We start from the raw sequence: 20,965 nt of genomic DNA, 5'->3' as shown, positions 1-20,965 counted from the left end.
TCGCCGCCCCACCGGAGCCATCGCCCATGGCTCGTGACAGCGGCCCCGACTGGAGCGACCGCGCGCCGCGCGCGAACGGGCGGCCGCGAGTCATCGTCATCGGCGGCGGTGTCAGCGGCATGGCCGCGGGCATCTACGGCCAGATGAACGGCATGGACACGCGCATCTTCGAAACCCACGTATTGCCGGGCGGCTGTTGCACGGCGTGGTCGCGCCAGGGCTACATCTTCGATTACTGCATTGAATGGCTGATCGGCACCGGCGCGGGCAACGACGCCAATCAGATCTGGCGCGAACTGGGCGCGCTCGACGGCAAGAGCGTGCGCGATTTCGACATGTTCAACAAAGTGACCGACGAAAACGGGCGCTCGGTGATCTTCTACAACGATCCCGACCGGCTCGAACGCCATCTGCTGGAGATCTCGCCGGCCGATCGCGCGCTGATCCGCTCGTTCTGCGCCGACTTGCGGCGTTTCATCAAGATCGAGATGTATCCGTTCCTGAAACCCGACCCGCTCAAGAGCGTGGGCGAGAAGCTCAAGACCCTGTGGGAGATCCTGCCGGCGTTCCGTCTGTTCTGGCGCAACGCCGCCACGCCGATGCACGCCTTCGCGGACAAGTTCCAGGACCCGCTGCTGCGGCGCGCGTTCCGCAACATCTTCTATCAAGACCCGGAGTGTTTTCCGCTGCTGCCCTACCTCTACAACATGGCCTGCGCCTACAACCACAACGCCGGCTTTCCGCAGGGCGGCTCGCTGGGCCTGTCGCGTTCGATCGAGGAGCGCTACAACGCGCTCGGCGGAATCATGACTTATCGCGCCCGGGTCGATCGCATCCTGGTCGAGAACGGCCGCGCGGTCGGCGTCGAACTCAAAGGCGGTGCGCGCCATTACGCCGATGTCGTGGTCTCCGCCGCCGACGGTCACACCACCATCTACGGCATGCTCGAAGGCAAGTACACCAATCCGACCATCGACACGCTGTACGACGAGATGCTCAACAAGCCGGGCATCCTGTTCCCGGCGGTGGTCTCGGCCTTCGTCGGCCTGCACGGCGATTTCGATCCCGACGATGCCCACAGCACCACTTACATGCTCAGCGAGGAAGAAGGCGCGCGATTGCCCGGAGCCCTTCAGAACAGCATCGTGGTGCAACTGCGCTCGCGCTACTCCGACGGTTTCGCCCCGCCCGGCCGCTCGGTGATCCACTGCACCTACTTCAGCGATTTCAACTATTGGCGCAGCTTGCGCAGCGAGGATCGCAAGCGCTACTGGGCCGAGAAGAAGCAGGTCGCGCAGTTCGTGCGCGAATTTCTGGAGAAGCGCTATCCGGGTATCGGCGAGCGCATCGAACTGGTGGATGTCGGCACGCCGGCCACCACCAAACGCTACACCGGCAACAGCAACGGCAGCATCCTGGCCTGGAAGGCCTTCAGCGACGCCGAGGATCTGGCCAACGAGTTGGTCAACAAAGGTCGTATGCAGTTGCCGGGGCTGAGCGGTTTCTACATGGCCGGCCAATGGGTCGGCCTGGGCGGACTGATCCGCGCCGCGTCGTCGGGGCGCTTCGTCATGCAGTTCATCTGCAAGGAACTCGGCCGCGAGTTCCAGGCCACGCAAAGCGTCGCTGCCGCTCCCTGGCACACGGGAAAGCTCGGCCACTTCCCGCAACTGGATAAAACCCCGCCGGAACGGCCGGCCCCCGCGCGCCACTCCGTGCCGGCGCTGGACCAAGTCTCCGCCGTCTGACCGAGCCTTAAGGAAGCCAGGACCATGTCGCATACGCTGGGCAACAGAGAAAACATGATCATCATCGGCGCGGGACTGGGCGGCTTGTCCACCGGCTGCTATGCGCAGATGAACGGCTACAAGACGCAGATCTTCGAGATGCACGAAATTCCCGGCGGTTGCTGCACCGCCTGGGAGCGCGGAGATTTCACCTTCGACTGCTGCATCAGCTGGCTGCTCGGCAACGGCCCGGGCAACGAGATGCATCAGATCTGGATGGAATTGGGCGCGCTGCAGGGCAAGCAGATGCGTCACTTCGACGTGTTCAATATCGTGCGCGGCGCCAACGGCCGCACGGTGTATTTCTATTCCGATCCCGATCGGCTGGAAGCGCATCTGCTGGAGCATTCGCCGGCCGATGCCAAGCTGATCCGCGACTTCGTCAAGGGCCTGCGCAGCTTCCGCAAGGCGCTGGCGGTGTATCCCTTCCTCAAGCCGGTCGGGCTGATGGGGCGCTGGGAACGCTGGAAGATGCTGGCCTCGTTCATCCCCTACTTCAACTCGATCCGAAAATCGATCAGCGTGCTGATGACCGATTACTCGGCCAGGTTCAAAGACCCGTTCCTGCGCGAAGCCTTCAACTTCATCCTTTACGAAAAGCACCAGAACTTCCCGGTGCTGCCGTTCTACTTCCAGCTCGCCTCGCACGCCAACCTGTCCGCGGGCGTGCCCGAGGGCGGCTCGCTGGGCCTGGCCAAGTCGATCGAGGCGCGCTACCGGCGCCTGGGCGGCGAAGTGCACTACAACCACAAGGTGGATGAAATCCTGGTCGACAACGATCGCGCCGTCGGCATCCGCCTGAGCGACGGCCGCGAGATCTTCTCCGACATCGTGGTCTCCGCCGCCGACGGCCACACCACCTTGATGAAATTCCTCAAGGGCAAGTACCTCAACGACACCTACCGCAAGCTCTACACCGAGACCATCGAAAAACCGCACATGGTCTTCCCGGGTTACTTCATCACCTTCCTCGGCCTCAACAAGCCGTTCCCGGAAGGCGAGCCGTGCGCGACCTATCTGCTGGAGGAAGAAGAAGCCGCGGAGATGCTCGGCATCCGCCATCCCAGCATCAACGTGCAGTTCCGCAGCCAGCACTATCCCGAACTGGCGCCGAAGGATCACAGCATCGTCTACGCCACCTACTTCTGCGATATCGCGCCATGGCGCGCGCTCAACGAAGGCCCCGAACAGGTCAGCCGCGTGCGCAAGGGCGAGCAGTTGCACACCCTGCCGGTGCGGCGCGGCCACGAGTACCACGCCGCCAAGCGCAAGGTCAGCAACGCCATGGTGCGGTTGCTGGAGAAGCGCTATCCCGGGCTGAAGGACGCGATCACCGTGCGCGATGTCTCCAGCCCGCTGACCCAGGTGCGCTACACCGGCAACTACGACGGCACCGTGCTGGGCTGGCAGCCGTTCGTGGAAAGCGGCGAGACCATGGAAGAGGAAATCAAGAAGCACGGCCCGGTGATGCCCGGCTTGTCGAACTTCTATATCTCCGGCGTGTGGGCCACCACCGGCGGGCTGATCCGCGCCGCCGCCGCCGGCCGCCACGTCATGCACTTCGTGTGCAAGGACGACGGCAAGAACTTCGATGCCAGCATCGACGAAACCGCGCCGCCGCCGACCCATTACGTCCATGCGGTCGGCCCCTCGCGTCCGGCCTACGCGCCCGCCGCCGGATTCCCGCAACTCATCACCACCAGGACCGCCAGCACATGAAGATCGAAAAATGGGTAGTGCGCGAGCACGTCGAGGGCGTTCCCGATGCCGGCCGCATTTACGAAAAGATCGAGGAGGATGTGGATGTCCGCCTCGGCGAAGGGCAGATGCTGCTCAAGACCTTGTACGTGTCGGTCGATCCGTATCTGCAGGGCATCTGCCTGGATACGCCGATCGGCGATCACATGGGCGCCGATTCGATAATGGAAGTGATCGATGCCGATGCGAAGGCGCCGTTCAAGCCCGGCGATCTGTTGCAAGGCTTCGGCGGTTGGCGGACGCATTTGGTCAGCGACGGCAAACCGGCGCTATGGCAGACCGGTACTTTTCCGATGGTGTTCCCGGCGTATCGCAAACTCGATCCGGCCCATTACGACGACACCCTGCCGCTGGCCACCGCGCTCGGCGCGATGGGCGGCCCCGGCATGACCGCGTGGGGCACCTTGACCAAGTTCATGCAGGTCAAGCCCGGCGACACCATCGTGATCAGCGGCGCCTCGGGCATGATCGGCAGCCTGGTCGGGCAAATGGCCAAACGCGCCGGCGCGCGCGTGGTCGGCACCGCCGGTTCGGCGGAAAAAGCGCAGTACCTCAGCGGGCTGGGCTTCGATGCGGTCGTCGATTACAAGGCCAACGACACCGCCGACAAGATGCACGAAGCGCTGCGCCGGGCCGCGCCCGACGGCGTGGACAAATACTTCGACAGCATCGGCGGCATGGTCACCGACGTGGTGTTCTCGATGCTCAACGTCGGCAGCCAGGTCGCGGTGTGCTGGCAGTGGGCGAGCCAGGTCGAACAGGACTACAGCGGGCCGCGGCTGTTGCCGTACATCATGTTTCCGCGCGCGACCATTCGCGGCATCTTCTCGCTGGAGTGGTTCACCGAACCCAACTGGCAGGCCTTGCACGAAGACCTGGGCGGCATGATCCGGCGCCGCGAACTCAGTTCGGCCCACACCATCCGCGAAGGCTTCGACGCGATTCCGCAGGCGTACCAGAGCCTGTTCGCCGGCGGCGCCGACAATCGCGGCAAGGTGCTGGTCAAGCTGTAATTCCTTTCCGTCGCCGCCGCCTCGCGCGCCCGTCTTCGAAAGCGGCGCGCGAGGCCCGTGCGCCTTTATGCGAGCATTGCCATGCCCTCTTCCGCCAGCCCACGGCCCGGTTCCAGACGGGTGATGACCGGCCTGATGCTGGCGCTGTTTCTCGGCGCCATCGAACAGACCGTGGTCGCCACCGCCCTGCCCGCGATCGTGCGCGATCTGCAACGCTTCGATCTGATGGGCTGGGCGATCTCGGCCTATCTGGTCGCCAGCGCCGCGGCGACGCCGGTGATCGGCAAGCTCGGCGATCTGCACGGACGCCGGATCATGCTGCTGGTGTGCATGAGCGGCTTCCTGCTCGGCTCGGCGCTGTGCGCGCTGGCCGTCAGCATGCCGATGCTGGTCGCCGCGCGCGCCTTGCAGGGCGTCGGCGGCGCGGGCCTGATCATCGTCGCCCAGGCGGCGGTGGCGGAAATCGCCGGGCCGCGCGATCGCAGCCGCTTCGCCGGTTACTTCGCCATCGTCTGGGCGATGGCGGGATTGGTCGGGCCGTTGCTCGGTGGCGTTTTGACCGATTGGCTGGGATGGCGGGCGATCTTTTGGATCAATCTGCCGATCGGCCTGCTGGCGCTGTGGGTGGCCTGGCCCGGCCTGCGCGCGTTCACCGCCGGCGGACGCAGCGGGCGCATCGATTATCTGAGCACCTTGTTGTTCGGTATCGCGACCACCGCGTTCCTGTTCGCCCTGACCTGGGGCGGCGGACGTTATGCCTGGACCTCGCCGCAGGTGTGGGGCCTGTTCGCGTTCGCAGCGATGGTCGGCGCCGCCTTCGCCTGGCGGCAGACGCGGGTCGCCGATCCGGTGATCCCGCCGATGTTCGTGCGCCACGCGGTGATCGGCCCGGCCTTGCTGGTCGGCTTGCTGACCTATGGTTTCTATATCGCGGTGGCGGTGCTGATGCCGGCGTACTACCAGATCGGCCTGGGCCTGAGCGCGGCGCAGGCCGGCATGCTGTTGATTCCGGCCTTGGTGGGCGGCGCGATCAGCGCGCTGCTCGGCGGCCGCCACGCGGCGCGCACCGGCGACTTCAAAGGGCCGGTGCTGCTGGGGTTTCCGATCGCCATCGCCGCGCTCGCGGCGATGGGCGCGTTCGCGCCGCAACTCACGCCGCTGACCGCGTCCTTGCTGCTGGGCGTCGTCGGCCTGGGCATCGGCCCGAGCACGGCGATCATCAATGTCGTCGCGCAGAACGCGGCGCCGGCGCGCGAGCTGGGCGTGGTCACCGGCGCCATGGCCTTCGCGCGCACGCTCGGCACCGCGGTCGTGGCGACCGCCGGCACGGCCTTGATCCTGTTGCGTCTGGCCCAGGCCGGGATCGGCGTGACGCCCGGCGCCTCGGGCGCGGAGAGCCTGAGCCGGCTGGCCAGCCAGGAGTTATCGCCGGCTGCGCGCGAGTTGTTCCGCGCCGCGTTCGGCGGTTTGTTCTACGCCGCCGCCGCGGGCCTGCTGTTGGCCGCGCTGGTGTTCATGAGCATCCGCGCCAATCGGCTGCGGGTGCCGGCCGGCGCCGGACAGGTCGAGCCGGAAGCCGCGGCGGCCTCGGCCGAGGCTTGAGCGATATCGTCGATGGCGTGATCACCGCCGCCATCGCAGACCTGCGTCGGCCGATGTCCACGGGACATCGATCGCGCAGCGTCGGGTTCAACGCGCATGCACCCGCGCACCTCGGCGCCCCGGCCCGCGACTCGTCCCCGCATCCGCGGCGTTCGTCCCGCAAAAACACAAACTCGCAACAGCGGCCCTCGCATTCGTGCGGCAGTGTTGCTAGGGTTACTACTAGCTGGCGCCACACGCTGCAGTATCGTGACAATGCCGCGCAGCGTGACCGGGTTAACGCCAGACGGACCAAGGCGGACCGGTGCGGCTTGCCGATAGCAACACATAACGATTAGCGCCTAAGTGCGCATCGCCGCCCAGTGCGGCAGTTTGACTCGGGACTCCATGAAAACGACCCTCGGCGTAGCGCTTACGCCTCCGACTGCGGCTGCGTTGATCGCGGGAGCGTGCGTGCTCGCGGCCGCGTTCATGCCCTCGTGCCATATGCGCGGCCCGGGCGCGGCCGAGCCTCCGCAACTCACCGCCGTGGCCGACTTCGAAGCGGCCGCGCCGGCGACGCCTGCCGAATGCCCGCCGCGACAAGCCAAGCGCGCCGACAAACCGGCGCCGGCGCTCGCACGGCCGGCGCCGCGGCTGGAATCGGCCAACAACACGCGCAGCCGCTGACCCGCCGCAGCGTGAGCCTGCGGACCGGGCGCCCCGCTCAACCCGCCGGCGCCTGCGCCAGCTTGCTGTGGCGAATGCCGTAGCCGAAGTAGACCGCGCAGCCGATCAGCAGCCAGATCGCGAAGCGCTCGAAGGTGATGTAGGGCAGACCCGAGATCAGCCACAGCGAGAATCCGATACCGATCAGCGGCACCAGCGGCGACCACGGCGTGCGGAACGGCCGCGGCAGCTCCGGCGCGCGGTAGCGCAGCACCAGCACCGCGCTGCAGATCACCACGAACGCGCACAACACCCCGATGTTGACCAGCTTGGCCAGTTCTTCCAGCGAGAACAGCCCGGCCGCGACCGCCGCCACCACGCCGATCAGCCAGGTCGTGCGGAACGGCGTGCGCCAACGCGGATGCGCCTGCCCGAACCACGCCGGCAGCAGGCCGTCGCGCGCGAGCGCGAACCAGATCCGCGCGCCGGCCAGCAGATTGGCGAAGATGACGCTGGTGATGCCGCAGATCGAGGCCAGCGAGATCGCGACCATGACCTTGGGCATGCCGATCGCCGCGAACGCGTTCGCCACCGGCGCGTCGTTGCCCAGCGTGGTGTACGACACGATCCCGGTCAGCACCAGGCAGATGCCGACGTACAAGGTCATCGCGATCGCCAGCGACAGCACCACCGCGCGCGGCAGATCGCGCTGCGGGTCGATCGCTTCCTCGGCCGCGGTGGTCATCATTTCGTAACCGAACACGGCGAAGAACACGATCGACGCGCCGGCCACCACGCCGCCGACGCCGAACGGCATGAACGGCTGCCAGCGCGCGGGATCCACGTAGGCCACGCCGGCCACGATGATCAGCACGGCCGCGCCGATCTTGATCGCCACCACCACGGTGTTGAAGCGCGCGCCCCATTCGGTCTTGAACGCCAGCAGCGCGGTGATCGCCAGCGACACGAACACCGCCGGCACATTCACCACCTGCCCGGCCTTGCCGCCGAACCAGCCGCCCTGCGCCCACAGCGGCAGGTTCACCCCGGCCGCGTCGAGCAAGGCCTGCACGTAACCGGACCAGCCCACCGCCACCACCGCGGCGATCAGGGCGAACTCCAGCAACAGATCCCAGCCGATCAGCCAGCCGGCAAATTCGCCCAGCACCGCATAGCCGTAGGTGTAGGCGCTGCCCGATACCGGGATCAGCCCGGCGAACTCGGCGTAGCACAGCGCCGCCGCGGCGCTGGCGATGCCGGCCAACACGAACGACAGCACCACCGCCGGCCCGGCGGTGCCGGCCGCGACCGTGCCGGTCAATACGAAGATGCCCACGCCGATGATCCCGCCCAGGCCGATGGCGGTCAGATGCCACAGGCCCAACACCCGCCGCAATTCGCCGCGCGTCAGCGCTTCGGCCTGCAACAGCTCTACCGACTTGCGCCGGCTCATGCGCGCGACAAGGCTCATTGCGTCTCCCGCTGTGATGGCGGCCGTCGCCCCCGCGACGCGCCTGCCGGCCCCGAATGCTGGCATCGGCCGGCGAACGCGGAATAGCGACGGTTCCCTGGCTGGGGTGCGGAAGTCCGCACAAAGGCCTGTAGCGATGTAGCCCCTCTCCCGCTTGCCACCCAAGGTGACTTCCTTCGGGGCGCGGGAGAGGGGTTGGGGTGAGGGACGCGGGCCTTCGTAGAAATCCAAGCAACAGCAGTCGCGCCTGCGGCGCTCGCCCCTCACCCCAGCCCTCTCCCGCAGGCGGGAGAGGGAGAGTGCGGTTTCACTAGCCACTCCGGGCGGCATCAGGGCATTTCGAGCCCCCTTCGCTCCCTGCCCGCCCCAGCACTTACAACCACTCGGCTACCATTGCACTCCACGCCGCCGCCCCGCCCGTCCCGGCCTCGGCCCCGGCCTCCCGCACTCCCCTTCGATTCCGCTAAATGTCTGATTCTTCTGTAAAGCCGTCGCCGTCCAACGGCTCGGCCGAACACACCCCGCTGATGAAGCAGTTCTTCGCCGCCAAGGCGGAGCATCCCGATGTGCTGCTGTTCTTCCGCATGGGCGATTTCTACGAATTGTTCTACGACGACGCCCGCAAGGCGGCGCGATTGCTCGACATCACCCTGACCCAGCGCGGCGCCTCGGCCGGTCAGCCGATCCCGATGGCCGGCGTGCCGCACCATTCGGCCGAAGGCTATCTGGCGCGCCTGGTCGCGCTCGGCGAATCGGTGGCGATCTGCGAACAGATCGGCGACCCGGCCCTGGCCAAGGGCATCGTCGAACGCAAAGTCGTGCGCGTGATCACCCCGGGCACCGTCACCGACGAAGCCTTGCTCAACGAGCGCCGCGACACCTTGTTGCTGGCGGTCTCGCGCGGCAAGCACGGCTACGGCATCGCCTGGGCCGATCTGGCCGCCGGCCGCTTTCTGGTCAACGAAGTCGCCAGCGAGGACGCGCTGGAAGCCGAAATCGCCCGCCTGGAACCGGCCGAAGTGCTGATGCCGGACGAAGACGGCTGGGCGCCGTTCCTGGCGCAGCGCAACGGCATGCGTCGGCGTCCGCCGTGGCTGTTCGATGTCGACAGCGGCCGCCGCCAGTTGCTGCGCTTCTTCGGCCTGCACGATCTGTCCGGCTTCGGCCTGGAAGACAAGCCGCTGGCGACCGCCGCCGCCGCCGCGCTGATGGGCTATGTGGAAGAAACCCAGAAGCAGCGCCTGCCGCACCTGACCTCGATCGCGATCGAATCCGGCGACGGCGCGATCGCCATGAACGCGGCCACCCGCCGCCATCTGGAACTCGACAGCCGCATCGACGGCGACAGCCGCACCACCTTGCTCGGCGTGCTCGACAGCACGGTCACGCCGATGGGCGGACGCCTGCTGCGGCGCTGGCTGCATCGTCCGCTGCGCGAGCGCGGCGTGCTGCGCCATCGCCATCAGGCCGTGGCGACGCTGATCGAAAGCCGCGCCGGCGACGACGTGCGCGAGCGCTTCCGCGCGCTCGGCGATCTGGAACGCATCCTCTCGCGCATCGCCCTGCGCAGCGCGCGTCCGCGCGACCTGTCCACCCTGCGCGACGGCCTGGGCCTGCTGCCCGACGTGCGCAAAATCCTCACCCCGCTCGACGCGCCGCGCCTCAACGAACTGTGCGCCTCGCTCGGCGAACACGACGAACACGCGCATCTGCTGGCGCAGGCGATCGTGCCGCAGCCGCCGGTGCTGGCGCGCGACGGCGGCGTGTTCGCCGCCGGCTTCGACGCCGAACTCGACGAACTGCGCACTCTGTCTACCAACGCCGACCAGTTCCTGGTCGATCTGGAAGCGCGCGAACGCGCCAGCAGCGGCATCCCGACGCTGAAGGTCGGCTACAACCGCGTGCACGGCTATTACCTGGAAATCAGCAAGGCGCAGTCCGACAAGGCGCCCACGCACTACACCCGCCGCCAGACCCTGAGCAACGCCGAACGCTACATCACGGAAGAACTCAAGCAGTTCGAAGACAAGGTGCTGTCCGCGCGCGAGCGTTCGCTGGCGCGCGAGCGCCTGCTGTACGAACAATTGCTGGACGCGCTCAACGAGCGCCTGGAAGCGCTCAAGCGCTGCGCCGGCGCGCTGTCGGAACTGGACGTGCTGTGCGCCTTCGCCGAACGCGCCGCCTCGCTGGACTGGTCGCGGCCGGAACTGGCCGAATCGCCGGGCCTGCGCATCGAACGCGGCCGCCATCCGGTGGTGGAGGCGGTGCGCAAGGAACCGTTCGAGCCCAACGACCTCATCCTGGATGAAGACAACGGCCGCCGCATGCTGGTCATCACCGGCCCGAACATGGGCGGTAAGTCCACCTACATGCGCCAGAACGCCTTGATCGTGCTGCTGGCGCATATCGGCAGCTTCGTCCCGGCCGCGCGCGCGGTGCTCGGGCCGATCGACCGCATCCTCACCCGCATCGGCGCCGGCGACGACCTCGCCCGCGGCCAATCGACCTTCATGGTCGAGATGAGCGAGACCAGCTACATCCTGCATCACGCCACCGATCAGTCGCTGGTGCTGATGGACGAAATCGGCCGCGGCACCTCGACCTACGACGGCCTGGCCCTGGCCGAGGCCTGCGCGCGCCATCTGGCCCATAGCAATCGCGCCTACACCTTGTTCGCCACGCATTACTTCGAACTCACCGCGCTGGCCGAACCGGGCAACGGCATCGCCAACGTGCATCTGGACGCGGTCGAACACGGCGAGCAACTGGTGTTCATGCACGCGGTCAAGGACGGCCCGGCCGATCGCAGCTTCGGCCTGCAGGTCGCGGCACTAGCCGGCCTGCCCAAGTCGGTGGTGAAGCAGGCGCGCGGACGCTTGATCGAACTGGAGCAACAGGGCCGCGACACGCCTAAGCCGTCCTTCGCCAAGGCCGCGCTGGATGCGCCGCAGCAGTTCGGCTTGTTCGCACCGGCCTCATCCGCGGCGCTGGATGCCTTGGCCGAGGTCGATCCGGATGAGTTGACGCCGAAGCAGGCGTTGGAAGCCTTGTATCGGATCAAGGCGCTGGCTTGAGATCGGCTCGCGAAGGTCGCCTGACGATCTGAGCGGAAGGCATTCGGGGCGCAAGCCCCTCCCACAAAAGACTTCGCGGCTTCGCGATCTTTTGTGGGAGGGGCTTGCGCCCCGACGCTTTTGTGCCCGATCGCCGATCGGCCGTCCGTCCCAATCTCAGTCGCGAGCGACCCGCTAAACTGTCGCCCGGAATGGAGACCGGGAGGTTGTGTGGAAGCATTGTTGCTCGTCGTCGGCGTATTGACCGGCCTGATCCTTGCTCGTCTTTATCGTCCCGATGCGCGAGCGGCGGTGGCGGTGGCGGACGTTGCCGCGCCGGAAGCCGAGGACGCTTCGCAATCGGGCGCGGATGAAAGCAAAGCACCGATTGATACGGCTTCGGAAACGGTCGAATCTTCTCAGGATCAACTTTTTCGGTTGGTACGCGAGATCGACGCCGTCGACGACCGCATCCAGCGCCCGCAAGACCTGCTCGCCCTGCCCGAATTCCACCAGGGCGTGGAGCTGATCGCGAACGGCGCCTTCGACGCCGACGAACTGGTGCGCCAACTCAGCGGCACCGGTTACGTGCTGCAGTCGATGATCGCCAAGGCGCTGCCGCGCCGCGGCGATGTCGCGCTCGACCCGATCATCGACCACGCCGGCCAGTTCGGCGGTTATCCGCTGCACTTCCTTATCGAACACCTGCGCACCCGCGACGATGCGCAAGCCCTGCCGCGGCTGATGCGGCATGCGCAGGCGTGGTGGTGGGACTTCGCGCCGGTGCGCCAGCAAGTGCGCGACTACCTGCAGTGGGCGGAGCAGTTCGGCGACGCTCCGGCGGCGCCGGCGCTCGACGAGATCGAGGAAAACCAGGCCAATCAGCTGCGCGAGACGCTCAAGCGCTTCAATTCGCCGGCGCTGCAGCCGCTGCTGGAACAGGTCGACCGCGCCGCCAGCGCGCGCCGCGAAGGCCGCGTGCTCGGCGCCTTCGGCCGGGTCAACGCCGCGCCCAAGCCGCAGGTGCGCATCGCTCACGACGCGCTCGCGCGCCAGCTCGAACGCCTGCACGAACTGCTCAGCGGCGACGATGCCGCCTCGGTGCTGGTGTCGGGCGAATACGGGGTCGGCAAGAGCGTGCTGATCGACCTGCTCAGCGAACGTCTGCTCGCCGACGGCTGGCTGGTGTTCGAAGCTTCGGCCGCGGAGATTTTGTCCGGCCAGAGCTACATCGGCGAGTTGGAAGAGCGCGTGCGCGAAATGCTGTCGGTGCTCGACCGCAAGCGCGCGGTGTGGCGCGCGCCGGAGTTCTTCGACCTGTTGGCCAAGGGCTCGCACTCGCGCGATCCGCGCGGCCTGCTCGATCTGGTGCTGCCGGCGATCGAACGCGGCCGCCTGCGCGTGATCGGCGAAATCACCCCGCGCCAGCTCGCCCAGTTGCTGGTCGCGCGGCCGGTGATCAAGCATCACTTCGAAATTCTCAACCTGGCTGCGACCGAAGCGCCGGCGCTGGAGCCGATCGCGGCCGAATGGGCGCGCATCGAAAGCGCGCGCCTGGGTCGCGCGGTCGCCGATGCGCGCACCTTGGCCGAAGCCGCGCGCATGGCCGCGCAGTATTTTCCCGAGCAGCAGGAACCCGGACGGCTGCTGCGTTTGCTGGGCGACGCCTTGCAGACCGCGTGCGCGCAGGAACCGGCGCAGTTGCCGCTCGACGCCGAGCGCCTGCTCGCCACCATCGCCCAGCGCAGCGGCCTGCCGCTGGACGTCATCGACGATCGCCAGAGCCTGGACCTGGATCGGTTGCGCGCGTTCTTCCGCCAACGCGTGATCGGCCAGGACGAAGCCGTCGATGCCCTGCTCGACCGCATCGCCATGCTCAAGGCCGGGCTGACCGACAACGGCCGGCCGATCGGCGTGTTCCTGTTCGCCGGCCCCACCGGCACCGGCAAGACCGAGCTTGCGAAGGCGCTGGGCGAATTGCTGTTCGGCAGCGACGAACGCCTGCTGCGCCTGGACATGAGCGAATTCCAGTCGGAAGACTCGGCCTGGCGCCTGACCGCCGACGAAGGCGGACAAGGCGGCGTGCGTTCGCTGACCTCGCGCATCCGCGAACAGCCGTTCTCGGTGGTGCTGCTGGACGAATTCGAAAAGGCCCACCCGAAGGTCTGGGACTTGTTCCTGCAGGTGTTCGACGACGCGCGCCTGAGCGATCGCAGCGGCCACACCGCCGACTTCCGCCACAGCATCATCATCCTCACCAGCAATGTCGGCTCGACCATCTCGCGCAGCGCCGGCCCGGGCTTCACTTCGGTGCGCGGCGGTTACTCGCGCGATGCGGTGGAGAAGGCGCTGTTCGACACCTTCCGCCGCGAGTTCATCAATCGCCTGGACCGGGTGGTGCTGTTCAATCCGCTCGACCGCAGCCTGATGCGCGAGATCCTGCACAAGGAACTGGGCCGGGTGCTGACCCGGCGCGGCCTGCGCAATCGCGACTGGGCGGTGGAATGGGAGCCCTCGGCGATCGAATTCCTGCTCGACCGCGGTTTCACCCCGGACCTGGGCGCGCGCCCGCTGCGACGCGCGATCGAGCATTACCTGCTGGCGCCGCTGGCGCGCAGCATCGTCGAGCACCGCGCGCCGCAGGGCGATCAGTTCCTGTTCGTGCGCAGCGCCGGCGACAAGCTCGATGTGGTGTTCATCGATCCGAACGCGCCGCAGGCGCTGGAGGCCGCGCCCGCCGAGGAAACCGCCGCCCCGGCGCTGGCCGGCGATCTGCGCGATCTGGTCTACGCGCCGTCGTCCTCCGCCGAGGCCATCGCGCGCTTGCACGCGCGCCTGGACGAACTCGACGCCACGGTCGAATCGCTGCAATGGGTGGCCGCGCGCGAAGCCGATTACGCGCGCATGGCCGAGTCCGACTTCTGGTCGGCGGCCGACCGCCACGGCGTGCTCGACCGGATCGAACGCCGCGACCGCATCGAAAGCGCGCTCGACACCGCCCAGCGCATGCGCCAGCGCCTGCGCCAAGACCGCGGCAGCGACGAATTCGCCGGACGCATGGCGCAGTTGCTGTTCCTGCTCGGGCTGGCGGTGGACGGCCTGCGCGAACACACGCCGCAGGACGCGCTGATCGAGATCGACACCGACGACGCCGGCCATCTGCGCTTCGGCGCCGATCTGCGCCTGTGGTGGCAGCAGTTGCTGTCGATGTACCTGGGCTGGGCGCAGCGCCGCAACATGCGCGTGGAAGTGCTGCGCCAGGACGCCGAGCGCTGCAAGGCCTGGCTGGCGGTCAGCGGCTTCGGCGCCTACGACCTGCTGCGCGGCGAATCGGGCCTGCATGTGTTCGAGGAACTCGACGATGGCGTCACCCGCCGCGTGAGCTTGTCGGTGCAGGTCGCGCCCGATTTGCCCGGCCGCGCGCGCGTGGCGCAGGCGGCGTCCGACGGCGACAAGCGCATCTGCCGGCGATACCGCCAGTCGCCCTCGCCGCTGGTGCGCGACGGCGTGCGCGGCTGGCGCAGCGGTCGGCTGGATCGCGTGCTGGCGGGCGAATTCGACGTGGTCCAGGGCAGCTGAGGCGGCGTTCGTCCGCGCGCCGCGATGGCGGGGCTTCGTGTATGCGGTGAAAGCAGCGGCTCGCGCCGCCGCTGCATTCGCTATCCAACCCGCGCAGCGGCGAACCCGCCGCGCATGTTGCGAAGCACCACGCTGCCGCCTTAAACGATCAGTCGCAATTCCCGCGCACGGTCACACCGTGGCAATCGCCGGGCTTACATCATCGCCCCTGCGGCGCGGATGGGCGCCGCAGCCGTAACCATAGCCCTCCCCTATCAGATACGTCGAAAGGATCGATTTCACATAGGGATCGACCCGATCTATCGTCCCGTAGTCCCCTCGCGACACGGAGCGCCAGCGATGAGCCAGCCCGACGAACGCCACACGATCGCATCCACCGCTGTCTTCGACCCCGCGGTTCGCGATGTCCGGCAAGGCTCGCCTGCGCCATGCACCGGTCGGCCGTCCGGCCGCCCGGCCCCCTTCTGAGCCTCCCGCCCGCATGAGCCGCAACGCCGGCCCGTGCTGGCCGTCCGCGCCCCGCAACCGAACCCAGTCGTTGGATCCAACCGTCAAAGGCAGATAACCCATGTCAAACGAAAGCAAGTGCCCGTTCAACCACGCCGCCGGCGGCGGTACGTCGAACCGCGATTGGTGGCCGGAACAACTCGATCTCAAGATCCTGCACCAACAGACCCCGCAAGCCGACCCGATGGGTCAGGATTTCGACTACGCGCAAGCGTTCAAGACCCTCGACCTGGCCGCGGTGAAGCAGGACCTGCTGGCGCTGATGACCGATTCGCAGGACTGGTGGCCGGCCGACTTCGGCCACTACGGCCCCTTGTTCATCCGCATGGCCTGGCATAGCGCGGGCACCTACCGCATCGCCGACGGCCGCGGCGGCGCCGGCGCCGGACAACAGCGCTTCGCCCCGCTCAACAGCTGGCCCGACAACGGCAACCTCGACAAGGCGCGCCGCCTGCTGTGGCCGATCAAGCAAAAGTACGGCAACAAGATTTCCTGGGCGGATCTGCTGATCCTCACCGGCAACGTCGCGCTGGAGTCGATGGGCTTCAAGACCTTCGGCTTCGCCGGCGGCCGCGCCGATGTCTGGGAACCGGAAGAGGCGGTGTACTGGGGCACGGAAACCACCTGGCTCGGCGACAAGCGCTACAGCGGCGACCGCCAGTTGGAGAACCCGCTCGGCGCCGTGCAGATGGGCCTGATCTACGTCAATCCGCAGGGCCCCAACGGCAATCCCGATCCGATCGCCGCGGCCCGCGACATCCGCGAGACCTTCGCGCGCATGGCCATGGACGATGAAGAAACCGTGGCCCTGATCGCCGGCGGCCACACCTTCGGCAAGACCCACGGCGCCGGCCCGGAGTCGCATGTCGGCCGCGAGCCCGAGGGCGCGGACATCGCCCAGCAAGGCCTGGGCTGGGCCAGCAGCTTCGGCACCGGCAAGGGCGGAGACGCCATCACCAGCGGCCTGGAAGTCACCTGGACCAGCACGCCGACGCAGTGGAGCAACCAGTTCTTCACCAACCTGTTCGGCTTCGAATGGGAACTGAGCAAGAGCCCGGCCGGCGCGCACCAGTGGATCGCGAAGGACGGCGCGGGCGCGGGCAGCATTCCCGACGCGCACGACCCGAACAAGCGCCACGCGCCGACCATGCTCACCACCGACCTGTCGCTGCGCTTCGATCCGGCCTACGAAAAGATTTCGCGTCGTTTCTTCGAAAACCCGGATCAACTCGCCGATGCCTTCGCCCGCGCCTGGTTCAAGCTGACCCATCGCGACATGGGCCCGCGCGCGCGTTACCTCGGCCCGGAAGTGCCGGCCGAAGTGCTGATCTGGCAGGACCCGATCCCGGCGGTCGATCACGCCCTGATCGATGAGCAGGACATTGCCGCGCTCAAGGCCAAGATCCTCGCCTCGGGCCTGCCGCTGTCGCAGCTGGTGTCCACCGCCTGGGCTTCGGCGTCTACTTTCCGCGGCTCGGACAAGCGCGGCGGCGCCAATGGCGCGCGCATTCGCCTGGCGCCGCAGAAGGATTGGGAAGTCAATCAGCCCGAACAACTGGCCAAGGTGTTGTCCACGCTGGAAGGCATCCAGAAAGACTTCAACGCCGCGCAATCGGGCGGCAAGAAAGTCTCGCTGGCCGACCTGATCGTGCTGGCCGGCGGTGCCGGCGTCGAGCAGGCGGCGAAGAACGCCGGCGTCGCGGTCAAGGTGCCGTTCGCCCCGGGCCGCATGGACGCCAGCGCCGAGCAGACCGACGCGCATTCCTTCGCGGCGCTCGAACCGCTCGCCGACGGCTTCCGCAATTACCTCAAAGGCAAGTACGGCGTCAGCACCGAAGCCTTGCTGATCGACAAGGCGCAACTGTTGAACCTCAGCGCGCCGGAGTTGACCGTGCTGGTCGGCGGCCTGCGCGTGCTCGGCGCCAATGTCGGCCAGAGCAAGCACGGCGTGTTCACCCAGCGCGCGGACACGCTCAGCAATGATTTCTTCGTCAACCTGCTGGACATCGGCACGCAGTGGAAGGCGACCTCCGATGCGCAGGACGTGTTCGAAGGCAGCGACCGCAAGACCGGCCAGGCCAAGTGGACGGCCACCCGCGCCGACCTGATCTTCGGTTCGCACGCGCAGTTGCGCGCGCTGGCCGAGGTCTACGGCAGTTCCGACGCGCAAGAGAAGTTCGTGCACGACTTCGTCGCGGCCTGGGACAAGGTGATGAACGCCGATCGCTTCGATCTGAACTGATCTCAACGAACCCTGTGTGACTTTCACGCCCGGCCGGAATCGGCCGGGCGTCTTTTTTCGCGGCGCGCGAACGCGCCGTCGCCGCGACCGGCCCGCACCATCGATGCACCGGCATTGCATCGCCGGGACACCGCCCCGCCACCGCCGCGCGCGGCGCCCCGCCCACGCCGCGGCCGGCATCACCCGGCACTAACGATCCGGCGCTAGCATCAGCGTTCCTCGCACCCGGAATCACCTCCATGAGCGCCTCGCTGACCGACGATCTTCTCAACCAACTCCAAGGCCAGCCGCTGGCGCAACTGGGCAGCCAGCTCGGCCTGTCGCAGACGCAGACGCAGAGCGCGGTGAGCGCGGCGCTGCCGTTGCTGCTCGGCGCGCTCGGCCGCAACGCCAGCCAGCCGCAGGGCGCCGAAGCCTTGTTCGGCGCGCTGCAGCGCGACCACGCCGCGCCCGCGGCCAGCAGCGGCCTGGATCTGGGCAGCGTGCTCGGCGCGGTGCTAGGCGGCGGTGGCGGCAGCCCGCAGACCGACGGCGCCGGCATCCTCGGCCATATCTTCGGCGGCCGTCAGGACACCGCGGCGCAGGGGCTGGGCCAGGCCACCGGCCTGGAGGGCGGACAAGCCAATGCGCTGTTGAAGATGCTCGCGCCGATCGTGCTGTCCTATCTGGCGCAGCGCATGTTCTCCGGTGGCGGTCAGGCCGCGGCCTCGCCGCAGCAGTTGGGCGACGTGCTCGGCCAGGAACATCAGCGCATCCAGCAACAAGGCTCGGCCGGCGGCCTGCTCAGCTCGGTGCTCGATCAGGACGGCGACGGCCAGCTCGGCCTGGGCGATCTGCTCAAGATCGGCGGTGGCCTGCTCGGCGGCGGCGGACAGCGCTGACCTCCGGACTCATCCCTCGCGAACCCCAACGGCTGCGCTGATGCGCAGCCGTTTTCGTTTGCGGCGATGGCTTGCGCGTTGCCGCGCGGCGCTACAACGCGTCGATATCGCCGAGCGCCTTGATCAGGCGCCGCGCGCGCTTGTCGGGTTTGGTCTCCGGCGCGCGGTAGCCGTTGCGCTCGGCCGCGCGCATCGCGCGCGCTTGTTCGCGCGCCGCGCGCGAGGCTTCGGTTTCGGCGTACAGCGTCTGCGCCACGCTGGCCGGGCCGCGGGTGTCGCTCAGGCCGGTCACGGCGACTTCGAAGATTTCCTCGCCGCGCGCGATGCGCAGCGTGTCGCCGACGCGCAACGCGCGCGAAGCCTTGGCGCGCTGTCCGCCGACATCGACCTTGCCGGTTTCCACCGCCTGCCGCGCCAGGCTGCGGGTCTTGAAGAAGCGCGCGGCCCATAGCCACAGGTCGAGACGGACCGAGGCGGTTTGCGGCGCGGGCGGGGTTGGGTCTTGAGGGCTCATCGGCGCGAAAGATAGCACTGGTGGTGGGGGATTTTTTTGTTGTGGGGTTGATGGAGCAAGAGCAAGAGCGAATCCCCCCTAGCCCCCCTTTTTCAAAGGGGGGAACTGATTCGTCTGGGTGTGTGGTCGCGAATGGCCAGGTGGTTTCGTTTTTATATTCCGGTCATGCGTTAGACATTGCCCCCTTTAAAAAAGGGGGCGAGCGCCCGGCGCAACCGCGAAGCCGCGGCAAACCAACAGCGCGGGGGATTTGCTCTTCGCGCGACCCCACCACTCCCGCCAAACCGCACACACCCCGCCCACGGTCCGCTAACCCGCGGTGACGGCATACTGCGCCATCCCCGCCCGGACCCCGCCATGGCCTCCAGTTCCCCTCGCGGCAGCCATCTGCTCACCGAAGGCCCGATCGGCCGCACCATGATCTCCTTCGCGTTGCCGATCATGGCCGGCAACGCCGCGCAATCGCTCAACGGCTCGATCAATTCGATCTGGGTCGGCCGCTACCTCGGCGAAGCGGCGCTGACCGCGACGGCCAACGCCAACAACATCATGTTCTTCCTGATCGGCTCGATGTTCGGCATCGGCATGGCCGCGACGATCCTGATCGGACAGGCCATCGGCGCGCGCGACACCGCGCGGGCGCGCAAGATCATGGGCACCAGCGCCACGTTCTTCATCAGTCTGTCGGCGGTGATCGCCTGCCTGGGCTGGTTCATGGCCGACAAAGTGCTGGGCGCGATGGGCACGCCGGCGCCGGCGTTGCCGCTGGCCGAGCAGTACCTGCAAGTGATCTTCCTGTCGATGCCCTTCATCTACGCCTTCGCCTTCATCTCCGCGGCGCTGCGCGGCGCCGGCGATTCGCGCACACCGTTCCGCTTCCTGCTGATGTCGGTGGCGCTCGACATCGTCCTCAATCCGCTGCTGATCTTCGGCTGGGGCCCGGTGCCGGCGTTCGGCATCGCCGGCTCGGCCATGTCCACCTTCTTCGCCCAGGGCCTGAGCCTGGCGGCGATGCTGCTGCACCTGCGGCGCAAGCGCCACGTGCTGTGGCTGGGCCGCAAGGACGCGCACCTGCTCAAGATCGACCTGAGCGTGCTGCGCGCGCTGATCGTCAAGGGCGTGCCGATGGGGCTGCAGATGGTGCTGATCTCGCTGGCGATGATCGCGATGATCAGCCTAGTCAACGCCCACGGCACCACCACCGCGGCCGGTTATGGCGCCGCGCTGCAGTTGTGGACCTACGTGCAGATGCCGGCGATGGCGATCGGCGCGGCGTGTTCGTCGATCGCCGCGCAAAGCGTCGGCGCCGGACGCTGGGACCGGGTCGGCGCGACCGCACGCACCGGCACCTTGTTCAATTTCCTGATGACCGGCGCGCTGATCGCGCCGCTGATTCTGTTCGACCGTTACACGCTGGCGCTGTTCCTGCCCGAGGGCAGCGCTTCGTTCGAGATCGCCCGCCATCTGAACCACATCGCGGTGTGGTCGTTCCTGTTCTTCGGCGTGACCTTCGTGATTTCCGGCGTGGTCCGCGCGACCGGCGCGGTGGTACCGCCGCTGCTGATCCTGGGCTTCGCGCTGTGGGGCATCCGCGTGCCGTTCGCGACCTTGCTGCAGCCGGTGATCGGCATGGATGCGCTGTGGTGGAGCTTCCCGGTCAGCGCGTTGTGCTCGATGCTGATGTCGATGGCGTACTACCGCTGGGGCGGCTGGCGCCGCGCGCGCATGATGGCAGCGCCCGAACGCGTGGCCGCGCCGGTGGCGACGCAGAGCATCGCGATGCCGGCCGAAGTGCCGGCGCAACCGCCGGCGCCGGTGGCGGATATGTCGCCGGAGGAACAATCGCGCGGACCCGGGCCGCGCGATCTGGACGATGAGTTGAGCGAAAAAGCGCCGGGTTGAGTCGCGGC

General features: G+C 67.7%; 12 protein-coding genes. 10 read left to right on the top strand and 2 right to left on the bottom strand.

Translation table 11 applies throughout. The features are described from left to right. Positions 1-26: 26 nt before the first annotated feature. The 5 genes from AB4Y92_RS16650 to AB4Y92_RS16630 all read left to right on the top strand — a co-directional run bounded on the left by AB4Y92_RS16650 (position 27) and on the right by AB4Y92_RS16630 (position 6,829). On the top strand, positions 27-1,748 hold the full coding sequence (locus AB4Y92_RS16650) for a phytoene desaturase family protein (protein ID WP_441820661.1): 1,722 nt from the start codon (positions 27-29) through the stop codon (positions 1,746-1,748). Positions 1,749-1,772: 24 nt separating this feature from the next. Beyond that, positions 1,773-3,506, top strand: coding sequence for a phytoene desaturase family protein (locus AB4Y92_RS16645; RefSeq protein ID WP_441820660.1), 1,734 nt, complete (start codon positions 1,773-1,775; stop codon positions 3,504-3,506). Beyond that, positions 3,503-4,558 carry an MDR family NADP-dependent oxidoreductase gene (locus tag AB4Y92_RS16640; RefSeq protein WP_441820659.1) on the top strand — a complete coding sequence of 352 codons (1,056 nt, stop codon included), beginning with the start codon at positions 3,503-3,505 and terminating at the stop codon, positions 4,556-4,558. The genes AB4Y92_RS16645 and AB4Y92_RS16640 overlap by 4 nt, the downstream gene beginning before the upstream one ends. An 81-nt stretch (positions 4,559-4,639) precedes the next feature. Next, on the top strand, positions 4,640-6,160 hold the full coding sequence (locus tag AB4Y92_RS16635; RefSeq protein WP_441820658.1) for an MFS transporter: 1,521 nt from the start codon (positions 4,640-4,642) through the stop codon (positions 6,158-6,160). Between the two features lie 453 nt (positions 6,161-6,613). Then, entirely contained in the window at positions 6,614-6,829 is a 216-nt protein-coding gene (locus AB4Y92_RS16630) for a hypothetical protein (protein ID WP_441820657.1), read from the top strand. 37 nt (positions 6,830-6,866) lie between these two features. Here AB4Y92_RS16630 and AB4Y92_RS16625 read toward each other — a convergent pair whose 3' ends face one another. Continuing rightward, the gene (locus AB4Y92_RS16625) at positions 6,867-8,279 is read right to left on the bottom strand and encodes an amino acid permease (RefSeq protein ID WP_441820656.1); all 1,413 of its coding nucleotides are present in this window, start codon (positions 8,277-8,279) and stop codon (positions 6,867-6,869) included. Between the two features lie 467 nt (positions 8,280-8,746). On the opposite strand from AB4Y92_RS16625, the gene mutS reads away from it, so the two are divergent. The 4 genes from mutS (at position 8,747) to AB4Y92_RS16605 (ending at position 18,541) form a co-directional block, all read left to right on the top strand. Continuing rightward, the gene (gene mutS / locus AB4Y92_RS16620) at positions 8,747-11,353 is read left to right on the top strand and encodes a DNA mismatch repair protein MutS (RefSeq protein WP_441820655.1); all 2,607 of its coding nucleotides are present in this window, start codon (positions 8,747-8,749) and stop codon (positions 11,351-11,353) included. 210 nt (positions 11,354-11,563) lie between these two features. Then, positions 11,564-14,911: an AAA family ATPase gene (locus AB4Y92_RS16615; protein WP_441820654.1), complete on the top strand. Its 3,348-nt coding sequence runs from the start codon at positions 11,564-11,566 to the stop codon at positions 14,909-14,911. Between the two features lie 568 nt (positions 14,912-15,479). Further along, the gene (katG, locus tag AB4Y92_RS16610) at positions 15,480-17,660 is read left to right on the top strand and encodes a catalase/peroxidase HPI (protein ID WP_441820653.1); all 2,181 of its coding nucleotides are present in this window, start codon (positions 15,480-15,482) and stop codon (positions 17,658-17,660) included. 239 nt (positions 17,661-17,899) lie between these two features. Beyond that, positions 17,900-18,541, top strand: a complete 642-nt coding sequence (locus tag AB4Y92_RS16605; protein ID WP_441820652.1) for a DUF937 domain-containing protein — start codon at positions 17,900-17,902, stop codon at positions 18,539-18,541. 91 nt (positions 18,542-18,632) lie between these two features. On the opposite strand, the gene AB4Y92_RS16600 is transcribed toward AB4Y92_RS16605, so the two are convergent. Further along, complete coding sequence (locus AB4Y92_RS16600) at positions 18,633-19,055, bottom strand: RNA-binding S4 domain-containing protein (protein ID WP_057943476.1); 423 nt, start codon at positions 19,053-19,055, stop codon at positions 18,633-18,635. 357 nt (positions 19,056-19,412) lie between these two features. Here AB4Y92_RS16600 and AB4Y92_RS16595 point away from each other — a divergent pair, with 357 nt between their 5' ends. Then, entirely contained in the window at positions 19,413-20,957 is a 1,545-nt protein-coding gene (locus AB4Y92_RS16595; protein WP_441820651.1) for an MATE family efflux transporter, read from the top strand. The last annotated feature ends 8 nt before the right edge of the window (positions 20,958-20,965 follow it).

This window comes from Lysobacter sp. TAB13, from assembly GCF_052113885.1.
Taxonomy (GTDB): domain Bacteria; phylum Pseudomonadota; class Gammaproteobacteria; order Xanthomonadales; family Xanthomonadaceae; genus Lysobacter; species Lysobacter gummosus.
The sequence above is the reverse complement of the archived record's forward strand: the minus strand, read 5'-3'. Positions and strand labels throughout refer to the sequence as shown.

Excerpts from the sequence above, each read along its gene's own strand:
- AB4Y92_RS16650 (WP_441820661.1), top strand. The coding sequence starts at position 27 with ATGGCTCGTGACAGCGGCCCCGACTGGAGCGACCGCGCGCCGCGCGCG.
- AB4Y92_RS16645 (WP_441820660.1), top strand. The coding sequence starts at position 1,773 with ATGTCGCATACGCTGGGCAACAGAGAAAACATGATCATCATCGGCGCG.
- AB4Y92_RS16600 (WP_057943476.1), bottom strand. The coding sequence starts at position 19,055 with ATGAGCCCTCAAGACCCAACCCCGCCCGCGCCGCAAACCGCCTCGGTC.
- AB4Y92_RS16595 (WP_441820651.1), top strand. The coding sequence starts at position 19,413 with ATGGCCTCCAGTTCCCCTCGCGGCAGCCATCTGCTCACCGAAGGCCCG.
- AB4Y92_RS16605 (WP_441820652.1), top strand. The coding sequence starts at position 17,900 with ATGAGCGCCTCGCTGACCGACGATCTTCTCAACCAACTCCAAGGCCAG.
- katG (WP_441820653.1), top strand. The coding sequence starts at position 15,480 with ATGTCAAACGAAAGCAAGTGCCCGTTCAACCACGCCGCCGGCGGCGGT.
- AB4Y92_RS16625 (WP_441820656.1), bottom strand. The coding sequence starts at position 8,279 with ATGAGCCTTGTCGCGCGCATGAGCCGGCGCAAGTCGGTAGAGCTGTTG.
- mutS (WP_441820655.1), top strand. The coding sequence starts at position 8,747 with ATGTCTGATTCTTCTGTAAAGCCGTCGCCGTCCAACGGCTCGGCCGAA.
- AB4Y92_RS16635 (WP_441820658.1), top strand. The coding sequence starts at position 4,640 with ATGCCCTCTTCCGCCAGCCCACGGCCCGGTTCCAGACGGGTGATGACC.
- AB4Y92_RS16640 (WP_441820659.1), top strand. The coding sequence starts at position 3,503 with ATGAAGATCGAAAAATGGGTAGTGCGCGAGCACGTCGAGGGCGTTCCC.